A 16804-nucleotide genomic window follows, 5' to 3' on the forward strand; every position below is an offset into this window, starting at 1 on the left:
ATGAAAAAGATACATTATTCTATACTTATACTTCTTGCCCTCTTAATTCAGACTTCATGCAGTGATGTGCTGGATAAAGAACCTTTAGATAGGATTCAGGGAGAGCAACTCTTCTCTGATCCTGAAGGAGTGAGACTTTACATGGCAAATCTATATTCTCAACTTCCGGTAGAGGATTTTGCCTACTTCCGAAATGGATTTAATATCAACGGAGGTGATCCCAATAATGGTGGGTTTGCTGTAACAATGCTTACGGATGAGGCAGTACATTCTGAATTTGGAGATTTCTTTCGAAATGAAGACATCGCCTGGTGGGAACCAGCCTACAAATTGATCAGGGATGTAAATCAATTAATTGCCATAATACCTGACATTGATGTGACTGAGTCTGATCGAAATCAGATACTGGGAGAAGCATTATTTATTCGTGGGTATGCCTATTTCGGCTTAGTCAAAAGATATGGGGGAGTTCCGCTGATTGATGAAGCCCAGGCTTATACTGGCGATATTGAGTCGCTGAAAGTGCCTAGATCTACGGAGAAGGAAACCTGGGATTTTCTGCTGGATGATTTGCAGATGGCGAGTACTACACTTCCTCAGCAATGGTCAGGAGGAGAGCGTAGGGCTACCAAATGGGCCGCACTTGCGCTAATTTCAAGAGCATCCTTACACGCTGCTTCGATAGCTAAATTTTCGGATAAAGCGCCGCTTTCAGGAAATGCAGCTGATGCTAGTTTAGTTGGACTGAACACAGGCGATGCTAATGCATATTATCAAAAAGTGATAGAATCCTCTGAGGAAGTTATAAACAGCGGAGCTTTTGGTTTGTACCAGCCAAATCCGGCCAATCCAGCCGAGGCCGCAAGCAATATCCAAGGGATGTTTCAGAATGCCAATGTGGCAACTATCGAAGCCATTTTTATCAAAGGTTATGCAATACCGGGCAATGACCGTGGACATAACTACGATATTTGGTTTGGCCCGGCACAGCTTGCCAATGGATGGCCACACCCTGGCAGAATGAACCCTACATTGGATTTTGTTGAGCTATATGAAACCTATGACAATCCAGGGGAAATTACTCCTTTTCAGACCCGATCTGACGGAATAGTGACTGATTACAATGGCTTCAATCCATCTGTCCCTTACATCGAGTTTATTGATCCTGAAACCTTATTTGCCAATAGGGATGCTAGACTGCACGCTACTGTAATTGTACCTCGCTCCACCTGGAAGGATAGGGAAATTATAATTCAGGCAGGTTTTATAAAACCAGATGGCACTCCTGTGATTCGAACCAAAGATCAGGTAGAAGTCAATGGTAAAATGTTTTATTCTTATGGAGCTGAGAATGTTTCCCAATACTCAGGTTTCGACACCTATGGTGGTAACAATACCCGAACTGGATTCTCATTCAAAAAATTCTTGAATGAAGATAAGGCTGTGGTTCCTGGCTGGAATCAAAGTACCTCAGATTTTATGGATATGCGCTACGCAGAGGTGTTGCTTAACTATGCCGAAGCAGTAGTTGAAAGTGGTTTAGGTAATCCTGCTTTGGCAGAAAAAGCGATCAATGACATCCGTAAGAGAGCTGCACATACGGTAGATGTACCGCTCACTTTAGAAAATGTGATGCGTGAAAGAACCGTGGAGTTGGCTTTTGAAAACAAGCGATACTGGGACCTTATCCGAAGAAGGGAATACGAAGAGGAATTCACCAACAGAAGAAGACATTCCTTATTTCCGATTCTTGACCTGCGGGAATCTGATCCGGTTTACATTTTTGTTCGGGAAAATGTGCCTTCCATGGAAGCTCAGAATTTTCAACCTAGATTCTACTATAGACCTATTCCAGGCATAGGTGGAAATGGGCTGACTCAAAATCCATCTTATTAATCTTATGAATATGAATATGAAATCTTCATTCTATATCCTTTGTCTATTTGCAGTTGGTCTTTTCTCCTGTGAGCTGGACAATTATGATGCTCCCACCGCCAGTTTTGCAGGGCAGTTTATTGATGCTCAGACAGGTGCATTGGTAGAGCAGGATTTGATCAATGGAACGGTCATTCAATTGGCGGAGCACGGGTATGATCCGGTAGGATTACAATACTTGGTAGTCAAAAATGACGGCACATTCGAGAACAAGCTTCTTTTCGAAAATACGTATACCGTGCAGCCGGTAAGAGGAAACTTTTATCCGGTTGATGCGCAGGATCTGGAAATCGGATCAGGTACTACTATGGATTTTATGGTAACTCCGTACCTGAGAATTGTCAATCCTCAGATCTCCTACCTAAATGGTAAGGTAACTGCCACCTTTAGTATAGAGCAAACCGGGGCGAGTAATGTTCGCAAGATCGGATTCTTTGCCCATCCGAATTCGGTAGTTGGCCAGCCTGTTCAATCCTTTTCTGTAGAAAATGATATCAATCGGGATGTGTCACCGGATGAAGTCTTTACACTTGAAATGGATGTGGCGGCAAACAGTACCATTTTTGGAAAAGCAGATGATTTCTTTTTCAGAATAGGAGCGATAGCCAATGCGGCTGAATCAAAATATAACTATGTACCAGCGGAGCGAATTACTCTCTAAGCAATGAAAAATTATAACACTATGTTTTTGACCTATTGGCTATCTATAATACTTCTGAGCACCTTCGGGTGCTCAGAATCAACTGAACCTGATTCAACCCCCGATCCTGATCCACCCACAAAACCTACTACTGAAATAGAATACGATGAGACGGGGTTATTGTATACCAATATCGATGGGTTGGTTATGGCTGGTTATCAGGGATGGTTTGCCGCAGAAGGTGATGATTCTAACCGTGGCTGGTATCATTATCAGTCGGGATGTGGGTTTCAACCTGGATGTTCTACTATAGATATGTGGGCAGATGTAAGTGAATATGCTAAAACTTACCCAACAGATTTCAAATTTGAAAATGGGGAAACTGCGCATCTTTTTAGCTCTTATGATGCTGAGACTACGGATTTACACTTTAAGTGGATGAAGGAATACGGAATTGATGGAGTTTACCTTCAACGTTTTGTCGCTGAAGTAAAAGACTCCAATCCGGCGGGGAAGAGACATTTTGACAAAGTATTGGAGAATGCATTGGCAGCAGCCAAGAAATACGGCAGGGCAGTTTGCATCATGTATGACCTCAGCGGGGCTACAGGTGAGGATGTAAGGGAATTTGTAGAGAAGGACTATTTTGAATTGGTCAATAAGTACAAGCTGTTTGACAATCAGGAAAATCCGACTTATCTGAGAGAAAATGGTAAGCCTCTGGTAGCGGTTTGGGGAGTTGGTTTTAATGACAATAGAAAGTATTCAATAGAGGATGCTTCCATACTTGTCGATCAGTTGAAAGGAACGCAAAATCGGGTATCCGTAATGCTGGGTGTTCCTTATTGGTGGAGATCCTTAGGGAATGATACAGAGAACAATCCCAAACTACATGAGCTGATCAAAAAATCTGATGTAATCATGCCTTGGGCAGTAGGGAGATATAATTCTACGAATTATGGAGAGGTTTCTTCTCAGACATTAGTGTCTGATTTACAGTGGTGCAACTCAAATAATGTGAAGTATATTCCACTTGTTTTTCCTGGATTTAGCTGGGGAAATATGAATCAGGAATCAGAGTACAACGCTATCCCAAGACTGAAAGGAAACTTCTTTTGGCAGCAAATTAATGGCGCCGTGAAGTCCGGAGCAAAGTCGTTGTACGTAGCCATGTTCGATGAAATTGATGAAGGGACGGCCATTTTTAAGGTGATGCATGAGGGGACAACTCCATTGAACGCAGATGGCAAATTCATAGGCATTGATCCTGAATTGCAAACAGATCATTATTTATTCCTAACTGGACAAGCGGGAAAATGGGTTAAAGGGGAAGGGACATTTTCCGCCACACAGCCCAGTAGATAAACTGAAGTTCAGTTTTACTTATGAGTTTAATCACCAATACAATTCAAGAATAATACATGAGTTTTCAGATTAAAACATCCGGGGAGCCGTATGATGTCATCATTGTTGGTTCCGGAGCAGGAGGAGGTATGGCTTCCAAGGTGCTTTCGGAAGCGGGGCTTACGGTAGCTGTGATAGAGGCAGGAGGAGATTTTGACCCTGCAAATGATGCTGATCGTACCCAGCTTCGGCCGCCTTGGGAGTCACCAAGAAGAGGAGCCAGCACCCGAATAAGACCCTTCGGTGATTTCGATGCCGCCATAGGTGGTTGGGATATTGAAGGTGAACCTTATACCCGAAAGAATGGAACCCAATTTGACTGGTTCAGATCCAGAATGGTCGGTGGTCGCACTAACCACTGGGGTAGGATTTCCCTGCGATTTGGTCCGAATGATTTCAAAAGGGCAAGCATTGATGGATTGGGTGATGATTGGCCTATTGGCTATGAGGACGTAAAGCCTTACTACGATAAAGTAGATAAGCTGATAGGAGTTTTTGGCACCAAGGAAGGGATCTATAATGAGCCGGATGGTTTTTTTCTGCCTCCTCCAAAACCGAGACTTCATGAGTTATATCTAAAGAAAGGAGCCAATGCTGCTAACGTTCCGATGATTCCAGCCCGGCTATCCATGCTCACCCGACCTATAAATAATGAACGGGGAGTGTGCTTTTTCTGCAGTCAATGTAACCGAGCCTGTCAGGTATATGCAGATTTTTCGGCGGGAACATGTCTGCTTCATCCCGCCATGAAAAAAGGTAAGGTGGATTTGTTTACCAACTCGATGGTCAGAAAAGTGACTACGAATGATCAGGGAAAAGCAACTGGAGTTTCTTTCGTCAGCAAAGAGGATATGAAGGAGTACAAACTCAAATCAAGGGTAGTTGTATTAGGTGCTTCAGCCTGTGAGACGAGCAGGATAATGCTAAACTCAAAATCCAAATCCCATCCTGACGGCATAGGTAACAGCTCAGGAGTATTGGGACATTACCTGCATGACTCTACAGGAGCTAGTCGTTCAGGAATTGTTCCATCCCTGATGGGAAGGGAAAGATACAATGAAGATGGTGTAGGAGGAATGCACATGTATACGCCTTGGTGGGGAGATAATAAGAAGTTGGATTTTGCACGAGGTTACCACATTGAATACGGTGGAGGAATGGGACAGCCAGGATATGGGGCTGGTTCAGGAATGGAGTCCATGAGAAAATATATCATAGATGAATTTGGAAAACCAAGTCCAAACGGAGGTTATGGTGAAGGTCTGAAGAAAGATATACATCAACTTTATGGGGCATCGATTGGTTTGGCTGGCCGTGGAGAGAGTGTTCCCCGCTTTGACAATTATTGTGAGATTGATCCAGACGTAGTCGATAAATATGGAATACCTGTGCTGCGCTTTCATTATAAGTGGACTGATCAGGAGATACTTCAGGCCAAGCATATGCAGGACACTTTTGAAGAAATTCTGACAAATGCCGGTGCTATTCCTTTGGGTAAAAAGCAAGGCCCTGAAACCAATTATGGACTTGAGGCACCGGGTAGAATCATTCATGAAGTGGGAACAGCCAGAATGGGAAATAATCCCAAAACTTCTGTCCTTAACTCTAATTGTCAGGCGCATGATTGCGATAACCTATTTGTAGTTGATGCCGGTTCCTTTGTTTCGCAGGCTGACAAAAACCCAACCTGGACGATTTTGGCACTGAGCTGGAGAACTTCAGATTACATCGTCGAACAGTTGAAAAGGAAAAACATTTAAGAGATGAACAGAAGGGAAAATCTAAAATTACTTTTCACAGGATCAATTGGAACTGGTCTGTTCATGACTAGCTGTGAAGCAGATAATACTGAGGTAAAACATCAACCTTTATTAGATGGTGGCACTAGAGGTGGGAGGATACAGGAGGAAATCCGTAGAGATCAGGCATTGCTAGCTGAAGGTTTTTTTACTGAGAATGAGAAGCAAAAGATTAGGATTCTGGTGGATGTAATTATGCCCAAGGATGCTACTTCTCCGGCAGCTACGGAAATAGGAGTGCCTGATTTCATTGAGTTTATGATGAAGGATCAGCCTGCACATCAAACACCAATGAGAGGTGGATTGATGTGGTTGGATTTTGAATCTGAAGAGAAGTTTGGAAAAGCATTTCTGGACCTCAGCTCAGATCAAGTAATACAGATAATAGATCTCGTAGCTTGGCCGGAAACTGCCTTATCGGAATTTGAGGGTGGAGTTCGCTGGTTTAATATGATGAGGAACTTGACCTGCTCCGGGTATTTTTCTACAGAAGCTGGATGGAAATACCTGGATTACAAAGGGAATCAGCCAAATGTCTGGGATGGAGTTCCGCAGGAAGTGATGGATAAACACGGTTTCTCTCTGGAGGAACAATACATCCCACTTTACTTAAAACCTGAGGAGCGTGGTGTAGTTGCGCAATGGGATGAAGACGGAAACTTAATCAGTTGATGTAATGGATTTTGAAAGTTGCGTACGAAGAGAAGTCTTTCTTATATGCTTATTACCCCTGCTTTTTCTGATAGTAAACAAGGTAGATGCTCAACAAAACCCTAGCAAAAGCTATCATTTTGATTCTGTAGGAATTAGCAAAACTGTTCTTGAAAATTACCTGGATAGAGCTATCACCATGGTTTATCTATTAACACCGGACAAACCTGAAGGTGGTAGAGAATATTTATATCATGAAGATGATATACGAATGGTCAAAGAGATCGGAGCCAAATTCCTTGGAAGAGCTATTTATAGATGGGGTGGGGAGTCTGTATTGAATTCCCCTAAATATTGGCAGACTGCCCGTTCAATTGCGGCAGACCTTCATCAGTTTGATTCTACTATAGTCATTCAAGGCTGTTTATTTGAAATCGTCACAGAGGAGGTAAATAAAATTTCAATCCCAGCCTGGGTTCTTACCGAATTTGGTTTGCCGGCGACTGATAGAAATTTTTCCTATCAGGCGATGCTCAATGAAAAAGGAGTCTTTGTTGATCATTGGGGAAGTGGCAAAAGTGTACCTGATATCAGCAGGTTAGAGACCAAATTATGGTTCTATTACTTGGCTGGTTCTTATATGGAAATTGGTGCGGAAGCATTTCATCTAGGCCAAGTAGAACTTATTGGAATGAACGATCCAGAGCATGAGCATTGGAGTGAAATCATAGATAAAATCAGAAAGAAAGCCAAAAGTTCTTCTAGAAGAGGTTGGGTGATTTTGGATGCCCACGTCCCTTACGGAGGATTACTTAAAAATGGTGTCAGTTTAATTGATTTTAATTCCTTCCCACTGCGCATTAAGGAAGTTGTTGGCAGTCCATTAAAAGGGGAACTAGAACAGGGATATTTAGATGCAATTTATAACAAAAGTCTAGGTGGTGTTAGCCCTTCTGGTTGGGAAAGTGAAAACTTACCATATCTGGTTGAATTTGATAATTATGGAAGATCGAAAGAGGTTGGTGTCGCTGATACCACTTCCCATTTTGTTTGGGGATATGATGAAATCACCTGGTTTTCGCTTCAATCCGAACCGGAAAGAAATGATTGGTTGCGCTACGCGCAACAATGGATCAAAAGTGTCGATGCAAACGGCCATTTACAGGTGCCTGGAAACAGAATGATCTCTAGCCCAAACAACAGTCAAGGAAGCTATAGAGCAAATGCTAAAAGCGAAAAGTGTCCATTCGGTTATAGTCAGGAAGAAGTGATAAAGGAGATTTGGGAAAGGGATAAGTGAATATTCCAAATAAGATTTATATGGATGCTATCGTAAATCGTTCCTCTCATCATAACATTCCTTAGTAGCTGATTTAAATACAATATAGCTGGTTTATTATTTACTAAACCAACAGTTTTCTGACTGTTGGTTTTTTTATAAAACGAAAAATTTCAAATTCTAAAACTTAGTAATTATCACTTAGAAATTGTGGATAAATCTTCGCAAAATAGATCATGTAGATGGTTAATGGCCTTATTTATTAATACTTATCTTTTGCTTTAAATAAGCAATTGCATTTTCAAGATGAGCTAAATGTCTTCATCGAATACCCAACTTGGACTTAGCATTTTATTAGCCCGACAGCTATCTTTGAATCAAATGGATTCATTAATCAATTACGTACAAAAAAATGCCTCAACTTTAATTTCCGATGCAGATATAGAGGTTATAAAGAGTTGTTTTATTTCTAAAAGATTGAGGAAAAAGCAATATTTCTTACAAGAAGGAGAAGTATGCAAATATTTTGCATTTATTGTCAAGGGTGCCATGAGACAATATTATGTCGATGAGAAGGGAATAGAGCATTTTGTGCAATTGGCTATAGAAAATTGGTGGGTAGGTGACAGGGAAAGTTGGGTGACTCTTTCACCATCCAAATTTACTATTGACGCTTGGGAAGATTCGGAGCTTCTGCTTATAAGTAATGCAGATTTATTGAAGTTGATTCAGCTAGTTCCGGCTGTTATGGAAGTGATGAGAAAAATGGATGAGAGAAATAATATTGCAACACTAAAGCGTATTACATCTACTATAAGCTACACTTCGGAAAGACGTTATACCGATTTTAGCACTGAATATCCAGATATAGTGAAGCGTTTTCCTCAGCATGTCATTGCATCCTACATAGGAATTACCAAAGACACTTTAAGTAGAATTAGGAAGAAAGCCAGTCGGAAATAATCTTTTAGTATTTTCTTCTAAGCTTCAATTGATTGAGCTGATCAGTTTAATAGTTTATTATAGAGACCTTCTGTAAAGACTATTAATTCAGCAGGATTTTTTCACCACTTTTACTACTTGTTTAGCCACATTACTTTACTGAATGCTTGAAAAATAAGCAATAGCTATACTGTTGAAATAGATAAATCAATATTTTTAACAGTAGTTGTCGTCGACATTTGTCTACGTTTTTTTTCGTCATTTATCATCAATTTTTAGCTGAGGCCACTTTTATTTTTGAACTCAGATTGAGTGAAAAGTTCCTTGATTATGACTCTGGCGAATCATTAGAAAGTTCATTTTTCATAAAGCCTAATCTGTAGCCATAATCATCTCGCATAGATATTACTCCGAAAGCGCTATTCTAATTTTTGCATAAGTAGGAATATTCCAACTGTAAAATCAGAATAGGATGTGAAGGGAAATGGGTCTAGTCGTATGAAAAGCAAAAGGAAAAATGTGCAATTGAAGGAGAATCTTGTCCATTGTTGGACCTCTATATCTACTGCAACTTTGCATTATCAAATTGAACAAATAAACAACTTTAACTTTTATGAACAGACTAACAGTAAAAGACGGAACAGAAATTTATTTCAAGGATTTGGGTCAAGGACAACCTATTTTCTTTCACCACGGATGGCCTTTATCATCTGATGACTGGGATGCTCAAATGATGTTCTTCCTGGAGCAAGGTTTTAGAGTAATTGCGCACGATAGACGCGGTCACGGTCGCTCCACTCAAACTTACCATGGCAATGATATGGATACCTATGCTGCAGATGTTGCAGAATTGGTTGAGCATCTGGACCTAAAAAATGCAATTCATGTAGGGCATTCAACAGGAGGTGGTGAAGCCATTAGATATGCCGCAAAATATGGAAATGGTAGAGTTGCCAAGGTGGTTTTAATCAGTGCTATTACGCCTTACATGATTGCTGATGAGCGAAATCCTAACGGTGTTCCATTAGCTGTGTTCGATGATATTCGTCACAACACCCAGCACAATAGAGCTCAATTTTATCAGGACATCACTTTTCCTTTCTTCGGTTATAACCGTGAAGGGGTAGAGATTAAAAAAGGCATCCAGGATAATTGGTGGCGTCAGGGAATGATGGGTGGTATCAAAGCACAATACGATTGTATTCAGGTTTTTTCTGAAACTGATTTTACGGAAGATCTAAAAAGTGTAGAATTCCCGGTTTTGGTTCTTCATGGTGAGGATGATCAAATAGTACCTTATAAAACCACTGCGGTAAAAGCTGCAGAATTGTTACAAAACGGAAAATTGATCCTGTATCCCGGCTTCTCTCACGGTATGCCGACTACCGAAGCAGCGACAATAAATAAGGATATTCTTGAATTTATTAACTCCTAAACACCAATGTGTAAGGTGGGGGTGAGACGAAGCCTTGAAAGCGAAACTATTTCGCCTCCTCTTAGCATTCATTTTCAACTACTATAGCGATGAAAAAATCAATTTTAGCACTAGCAATTTTAGTTTCTCTTTTCACTAATAGCCTAATGGCGCAAAGCAAAAGAGTCAATGGTTCAGCGGGAAGAGCAGAATATATTGAAGTTGGAAAAAATGTAAAACTTCACGTTACAGACCTTGGTGAAGGGCAACCCATAGTTTTGATTCATGGTTGGCCATTAAGTGATGAGATGTACCAGTATCAATACCAATACTTGAGTCGCAAGGGATTCAGAGTGATTGGCATTACCTTGAGAGGATTTGGGAAATCAGACAAGCCTTATGGAAGATATGATTTTGACGTTTTTTCGGATGACATAAAAGTCGTTTTGGAGAAACTAAATATCCAAAATGCAGTTTTAGGTGGGTTTTCGATGGGTGGAGCTGTGGTAATTCATTATGTGACCAAGTATGATGCGGCACATGTGAGTAAACTTGCGCTCTTTGGCGCGGCAGCTCCTTCATGGAAACAGAGGGAAGGATCGCCCTCCGGTATATCCGAAGCAGATGCAAATGGTTTGATTAACCAAACAATGACTGCAAGGGAAGATTTGATTTTCGGACTTGGAAGTGCGTTTGTGGGAAAAGAAGGAAATATTTCTAAAAATGTTGAAAAATGGTTGGAGAGCATGAATTTAGAAGCTTCGCCCTTTGCTGTAACCGAATCAATCACAGCCTTAAGAGACCTGGATTTGCGTCCAGAGCTTTCAAAAATTAAAATTCCTACCGCCATATTCCAAGGTACGCTAGACAAATTATGTCCATACCCTTTTGCTGAAGAGTTGAATAAAGGAATTAAAGATTCATTTATCGTAAAGTTTGAGAATAGTGGTCATGCACTATTTGTCGAAGAAGCTGAAAAATTCAATACTGAGCTTGAGAAGTTTGCCCTTAAATAATAACATCAGTAAACATGGAGCTGCTTCTAAACAGCTCCATGTCACTTTACATTAAAATTCATTTGCAAATGGCAACTAAAAACCAAATTGGTTTAGACAAATCAAAAAGCAAATTACTTGCTGAAGGTTTAAATAAATTACTGGCTGACTATATGATGAGCTACCAGAATACCAGAGGCTTGCACTGGAACATAAAAGGGGAAAAGTTTTTCAAATTGCATGTAAAGTTTGAAGAACTCTACTCCAATTTTCTCTTGAAGGTGGATGAAGTAGCGGAGCGAATTTTAACATTGGGTGGAACTCCTTTGCATACCTTTGATGACTATAAAAACACCGCAAAAATCAAGAGTGTAAAAAACGTTTCTGACGGAATCGCTGGTGTAGAGAGCATCTTGGATTCATTGGGAATTTTGATTGGCAAACAAAGAGAGTTGTTAAATCTCTCAGCTGAAGCAGGTGATGAAGGTACAATTGCACTTATGAGCGATTACATCCGTGAGCAAGAAAAGCTGGTTTGGATGTATTCATCTTTCATCCAACTACAGGAAAGGAAACCTAAGACTGGAACAGCTCTTTAAAATTTGTATAAGAATTCGTAGCGCTCAGGATAATAAAAAAAAATCTGATGAATTTTGAAATTTACTCAACACCAAAAAAGATTTTATTTCTGTGTTGATTTCCCCATTTCTCCATCGCAATTAAGACATCATGAAGTGTTTTGCTGTATTCGGTAAGCTCATATTGAACTGTTACCGGTTTGGTGTCACATACTTTCCTGCTTACCAATCCATTCATTTCCAAATCCTGTAATTCTTTGGAAAGGATTCTAGGGGAAATTCCTGCTTCTCTGGCTAGTTCATTAAAACCCATTTTGCCAGCTTGCAATACGGTGAGTAAAACCAGCTTCCATTTTCCACCGACCACATCCAGAGTATCTCTGATAGGCAATCTGGCTTTTGAACAAGAATCTGAAGTATGTTTTATTTCTTTATCATCCAGCTTGTTTTTCATAACTATCCTAATTGTAACTACTTTCCTTTTGGTAACTGATATCAAATTTATAGTAATTATTTGAATCTTTGAATGCTATTTAACAAGACCACACGGAATAAAGCTCAAGTTTGAATTCTAATCCAACAGTATAATTAATGTATCATATTATTTTCTGCCACAATAAATTGTTTAAAAGATAATGTTCTAAAATATAACATAGGGAATAAGTTATCACTATATGAATATGTAACCCGTACTTGTAATGCCAGTACATAAGCCTGAAATTTGCATTAAGAAACGTAGTGAATGGCTAGCTAATTTCAAATGAAATTAATCATGCAAATCCCCTTGTTAACAAGTGGCACGAAAGGCGCCTAAAGATCAGCTTAGGCTTTTATTTTCATAACGGAAAGCATTGCATCGTGTTCAAATCTAATATATGTATATCGCTTAGTATGCTCAATCACATACATATATAACTTGACGTAGTAGTTTATGCTAAGATGAATTTGCAGGATACTTTAATATTTCAAGAAAAATTATTAGTGAATAGTTAGTTTTAATTAATTATAAATTCTAAAACCATGAATAAGCTGCCCAATGTAATTGCAACCTTGATAGAAGCACAAAACAATTATGATAGTGTTTCATTCTCGAATTGTTTCGCTGAAACAGCAATTGTATATGATGAAGAACAGAAGTATCAAGGAAAAAAAGAAATAAAAGCATGGATTTAGGGAGCCAATGATACCTATAAAACTATGATGCAACCTGTTGAATATCTGGAGGACAGTAAAAAACTCAAAGCGGAAATATCTGGAAATTTCCCAGGTAGTCCACTAATCTTGATTTATCAGTTTGATATAAAAGATGACCACATCCATAGTTTGAGAATTGTTTAATGATTATTGATGGGAGTGATTGATTTTACGGAGGATATATCCTCTGGAAACTGACTATTCATAAATGAAATTCCGGAATTCTATTTACTCAAATTCCTCTTAATTATCTACATAACTATTCCAGTTTATAAAAATTTTGAAATGCTTAAAGAATTTAACTTTAAAAAATTTGGCCATCTGAAGCTTACTGATCTGGCCAAAAGCGGAAATGAATTTGAGCCTTTTCACGACCATATTAAAATGTTTTTTTTACCTCAGGGGTCACAATTGAAAGTGGACTTTCAGGAGTTTCATTTAAAACGTGATTCTCTTCTATTCCTTAATCCTAAAGTAATTATCCAAGCCTTAAACGATCATATCCAAGGGGGCGAAATGATATATTTCAACAGAGATTTTTATTGTGTTGAAATGCACGATCAGGAAGTTGCCTGTGACGGTATTTTATATAATAATGTATTTGAAGTTCCTTTTGTAGAATTGACAGCAGACCAATCTTTTGCGGTACAAAATGTCCTGAAGGAAATAAAATTAGAAATGGCAGGTCAGGATAGCAATACAGAAGAAATGTTGAGAATTTTATTGAAAATGGTGATCCTGAAAGCTACCCGAATCTGGAAAGAGGTTCATGATTTTACCGAAATTGATCAGGACGCGGACGTACAGTTTCTTCGCAAATTCAGTCAGTTGGTTGAGCATAACTTTAAGACCCATCACTCGGTTTCTGAATATGCAGATATGCTTTTTATCACGCCAAAAAATCTCAGTAAGAAAATAAAGTTATTAAGTAATGAGAGTCCAAATAACATAATCAAAAATCGAATTATACATGAAGGCAAGAGGCTTTTGGTGCATACTACGCTCACGGTTAAAGAAATAGCCTATCAGTTAAATTACGATGACGTTGCATACTTCATCCGTTTTTTTTCAAAAAGTACGGGTTTTTCACCTACTGCTTTTAGGAAAAAATTCTGAATAATAAATGCTTCTTCCTGCGGTAATTTTGAGTTTATTCCAGTTGTTTGTCTGCCAGAATTGTTCGATAACTAATGCAATTTTATTTTTATTCGATCTGCTATCACTTACTCTCAACAGGAAATATGGAAAAGGTTAACAATACTGGCGATCAATGTTTAAATAAATGGTGATATATATAGCTATCGCCACAGAATTTCAATTTTAATTAATAATATATGTCAATTTGCGAAATTCAAATAAAAATATGTAATACTGTTGTTTCTTCAGGCAATTCACCCTATACAATTGTACCTGTTGAAGTTAACGATGAATTGATTTCTTTGACCAGGACAGATTCTCTTGATGCGTTTAAACAAGGACTTGCCTTTTTTATATGGGAAGATTATACTTTGGAGGATTACAAGGATTTTATCAAAAATAGCAAAGAATATCTTCAGATTTCTGATGGTCTGAAAGAACAGTTCTTAATAGAGAGATTAAATAAGACTATAGAAAAAGATGATTTGATTAGGTGGCAAAATAACCAAATGTATCTAGCTATAGGTATTGCTATAAATGAATTGAGGAGTTCAAATGTTTCTTATAAGATAGTCGATGATGTTAAAGTATTTGATGAGCTAGTTAAAGTCAATAACGCTTTACTTTCTACTATTATTTTTTTTAATTAATCAATGCATATGCGAATTAAGAATAGCAACAAAGTCATATTAACTATATTAGTATTAATAACTTTTCTAGGGCAGTCCCGAGCTCAAAAAGTAATACATCACTATGATTTTAACCTGAATGAAAGAGTCGGTTTAACTCCTAAGGATATCATTTTGCAATTTCAGGAAATGGGAATGGATCCTGTAAATCATATACTCACAAAAACTGAGCAGGAAATAGTTGAGCAGGCATTTGACTTACTTCCTCCTTTGCATCAAAAATTACTTAAAGAGCATCTCTACAGCATTAGCTTCCTAGATAATATGCCTAATACTGCACTCACTTCACCTGTAGATGAATCGGATGAGAAGATGTTTACCATCACCTTTCGCTCTGAAATTCTTCATCAGACAATTTCCGAGTGGGCAACCTGGAAGGAAAAATCCCTTTACGAATCATCTTCTGGTTATAGTCTATTTGTAGAAGCAGGTGAATTGAATGCGATTGTCTATGTATTGCTTCACGAAGCTACCCATGTTTTGGATGCCGCTCTTGGAATCTCTCCTAAACTTACTGAATCGGACACATTAATAGAACACTCTGGGTTTACCCATAATATTTGGACATCTATTAATATGCCTAGGGAAGAGTTCAGAACGACTTTGCTGGAGACTACCCGGTTTCGAGGAGGAGGGCCTATACCAATTAACTTGGCGCCTGAAGTTTACAAAAATCTTTTACAAACCCCATTTGTTTCCCTTTATGGAATGGCTTCTTGGTTTGAGGATTTGGCCGAATTAGTCACAATTTATCATCTATCGAAGAAACTAAACCAACCTTATCAGATTAGTATAATGAAGGGCGGGGTGGAAGTTTTCCGTTTTGATCCTATAAAAAATAAAGAAGTGCGGAAAAGATTTAAAAAGCTTGATATATTTTATTCAGGTTGATTTGAGCTTTAAGTAGAAATTCTAATAAAACATAAAAAACCCTGTTTCCAGGGTTTTTAGGCTACTTATGGATTAATGATAAATTGTATTACCGTAGGGTTATATTGATGACAGGTAATTCTTGAATAAGTTTAGATCTTACCGTTGTAATTCCAAGAGATAAAAGAATTATTATTTATTCATAAATAACCAACTCATCAACAGTTTTCAGGGCTTTTGGTAGTGCATTTTCTTTGATCTCTGGAATGGCTAGTCCTTCTACCCGGTATGCCGTAATATCATCAATACCTATAAACCCAAGAATATTTCTTAAATAATTTTCTGTGAAATCAATGTTCTTCATTGCTCCCTCCGAATAGATTCCTCCTGAGGCTATAGCTAGGTAAACTTTTTTGTTTTTAACCAAGCCTTCTACACCATTTGCAGTATACTGGAAAGTGACACCTGCTCTTGTAATGTGGTCAATCCATGCCTTGAGGGTAGAGGGAATAGTAAAATTATACATAGGAACGTCCATAACTATTATATCCGCTGCAAGTAGCTTTTCAATTGCGTCATCAGACTGGGATACAGAATTAATCATTTCTTCCGTGCGCTCATCTTCAGGAGTAAAAAAGGATGCTAAATGTACTTGTTCAAGATGCGGAAAAGGAGTTTTGGCAATATTGGAAACGATTACTTCGCTTTGTGGCAATTGCTCCTTAATTTTTCCAATGATAGAATTTCCGAGTTTGTTACTGACAGATTCCTCTCCCCGAAGGCTGGTAACTATGTGTAATATCTTCATATTAGTAGTGTTTGTTGGTTTCCCAAAATTAGGCACATACACTATGGAATTGTTATCTGTTACAAAAAGAATAGTACTTACAAAAAGGATAGTATCTGTAATATCATAAAATAGAATGCTGTATAGTATTGAATTGATCCTTATTCCTTAAGGCAAAAATGCTTACTGGTGGATCCACAGCACTTCTTTGTTGAATTGGATTGACTAAAAGAATGATTAAAGAAGTTTTGGCTACTAAATAAGTGGATTTGGCTAATCCAAATGAATGAAGTATCAAAAAATTTGTAACGCTTATCAATGGGAAATGGAATTATCAAAAGTTTGTTTATCACCACTCTAATTACTTTTCCAACATTTATGTAAAAAATATATTCTAACGATAAAAAAATGAAAATTATCAGCATTATACTCTTATTTACCGCTGCATTCTTGAGTATCAAACATGGATGGGATGCTTTTCAGCCTTCAT

Annotated in this window: 16 protein-coding genes; 14 read left to right on the top strand and 2 right to left on the bottom strand. The window is 38.4% G+C overall.

Annotated elements, in window-relative coordinates; genetic code table 11:
- The 10 genes from AACZ73_RS06850 (at position 1) to AACZ73_RS06895 (ending at position 11658) form a co-directional block, all read left to right on the top strand.
- Complete coding sequence (locus AACZ73_RS06850; RefSeq protein ID WP_339876601.1) at positions 1–1896, top strand: RagB/SusD family nutrient uptake outer membrane protein; 1896 nt, start codon at positions 1–3, stop codon at positions 1894–1896.
- Positions 1897–1906: 10 nt separating this feature from the next.
- Positions 1907–2596 (top strand): DUF3823 domain-containing protein, encoded by a 690-nt coding sequence (locus AACZ73_RS06855; RefSeq protein ID WP_339876602.1) that lies wholly within the window; start codon positions 1907–1909, stop codon positions 2594–2596.
- Positions 2597–2599: 3 nt separating this feature from the next.
- Positions 2600–3940, top strand: coding sequence for a glycoside hydrolase family 71/99-like protein (locus AACZ73_RS06860; RefSeq protein ID WP_339876604.1), 1341 nt, complete (start codon positions 2600–2602; stop codon positions 3938–3940).
- Positions 3941–3996: 56 nt separating this feature from the next.
- Complete coding sequence (locus tag AACZ73_RS06865; protein ID WP_339876605.1) at positions 3997–5739, top strand: GMC family oxidoreductase; 1743 nt, start codon at positions 3997–3999, stop codon at positions 5737–5739.
- Between the two features lie 3 nt (positions 5740–5742).
- Positions 5743–6450, top strand: a complete 708-nt coding sequence (locus AACZ73_RS06870) for a gluconate 2-dehydrogenase subunit 3 family protein (protein WP_339876606.1) — start codon at positions 5743–5745, stop codon at positions 6448–6450.
- A gap of 4 nt (positions 6451–6454) precedes the next feature.
- Positions 6455–7729, top strand: coding sequence for a hypothetical protein (locus tag AACZ73_RS06875; RefSeq protein ID WP_339876608.1), 1275 nt, complete (start codon positions 6455–6457; stop codon positions 7727–7729).
- Between the two features lie 360 nt (positions 7730–8089).
- Positions 8090–8671 (top strand): Crp/Fnr family transcriptional regulator, encoded by a 582-nt coding sequence (locus tag AACZ73_RS06880; RefSeq protein ID WP_339876610.1) that lies wholly within the window; start codon positions 8090–8092, stop codon positions 8669–8671.
- Between the two features lie 592 nt (positions 8672–9263).
- Positions 9264–10085, top strand: a complete 822-nt coding sequence (locus AACZ73_RS06885; RefSeq protein WP_339876612.1) for an alpha/beta hydrolase — start codon at positions 9264–9266, stop codon at positions 10083–10085.
- 89 nt (positions 10086–10174) lie between these two features.
- On the top strand, positions 10175–11080 hold the full coding sequence (locus AACZ73_RS06890; RefSeq protein ID WP_339876613.1) for an alpha/beta hydrolase: 906 nt from the start codon (positions 10175–10177) through the stop codon (positions 11078–11080).
- Positions 11081–11148: 68 nt separating this feature from the next.
- A complete protein-coding gene (locus tag AACZ73_RS06895) occupies positions 11149–11658 on the top strand; it encodes a Dps family protein (protein ID WP_339876614.1) in 510 nt (169 codons plus the stop codon).
- A gap of 61 nt (positions 11659–11719) precedes the next feature.
- On the opposite strand, the gene AACZ73_RS06900 is transcribed toward AACZ73_RS06895, so the two are convergent.
- Positions 11720–12091 carry a helix-turn-helix domain-containing protein gene (locus AACZ73_RS06900; protein ID WP_339876616.1) on the bottom strand — a complete coding sequence of 124 codons (372 nt, stop codon included), beginning with the start codon at positions 12089–12091 and terminating at the stop codon, positions 11720–11722.
- 566 nt (positions 12092–12657) lie between these two features.
- Here AACZ73_RS06900 and AACZ73_RS06905 point away from each other — a divergent pair.
- The 4 genes from AACZ73_RS06905 (at position 12658) to AACZ73_RS06920 (ending at position 15548) form a co-directional block, all read left to right on the top strand.
- A complete protein-coding gene (locus AACZ73_RS06905) occupies positions 12658–12810 on the top strand; it encodes a hypothetical protein (protein WP_339876618.1) in 153 nt (50 codons plus the stop codon).
- Between the two features lie 306 nt (positions 12811–13116).
- Positions 13117–13947, top strand: coding sequence for a helix-turn-helix domain-containing protein (locus tag AACZ73_RS06910; RefSeq protein WP_339876620.1), 831 nt, complete (start codon positions 13117–13119; stop codon positions 13945–13947).
- 218 nt (positions 13948–14165) lie between these two features.
- Entirely contained in the window at positions 14166–14618 is a 453-nt protein-coding gene (locus tag AACZ73_RS06915) for a hypothetical protein (protein ID WP_339876622.1), read from the top strand.
- Between the two features lie 9 nt (positions 14619–14627).
- A complete protein-coding gene (locus tag AACZ73_RS06920) occupies positions 14628–15548 on the top strand; it encodes a hypothetical protein (protein ID WP_339876624.1) in 921 nt (306 codons plus the stop codon).
- Between the two features lie 175 nt (positions 15549–15723).
- Here the strand turns inward: AACZ73_RS06920 and AACZ73_RS06925 are convergent, their stop codons facing one another.
- A complete protein-coding gene (locus AACZ73_RS06925; RefSeq protein ID WP_339876626.1) occupies positions 15724–16335 on the bottom strand; it encodes an NAD(P)H-dependent oxidoreductase in 612 nt (203 codons plus the stop codon).
- Positions 16336–16804: the final 469 nt, after the last annotated feature.

This window comes from uncultured Algoriphagus sp., from assembly GCF_963974835.1.
GTDB lineage: Bacteria > Bacteroidota > Bacteroidia > Cytophagales > Cyclobacteriaceae > Algoriphagus.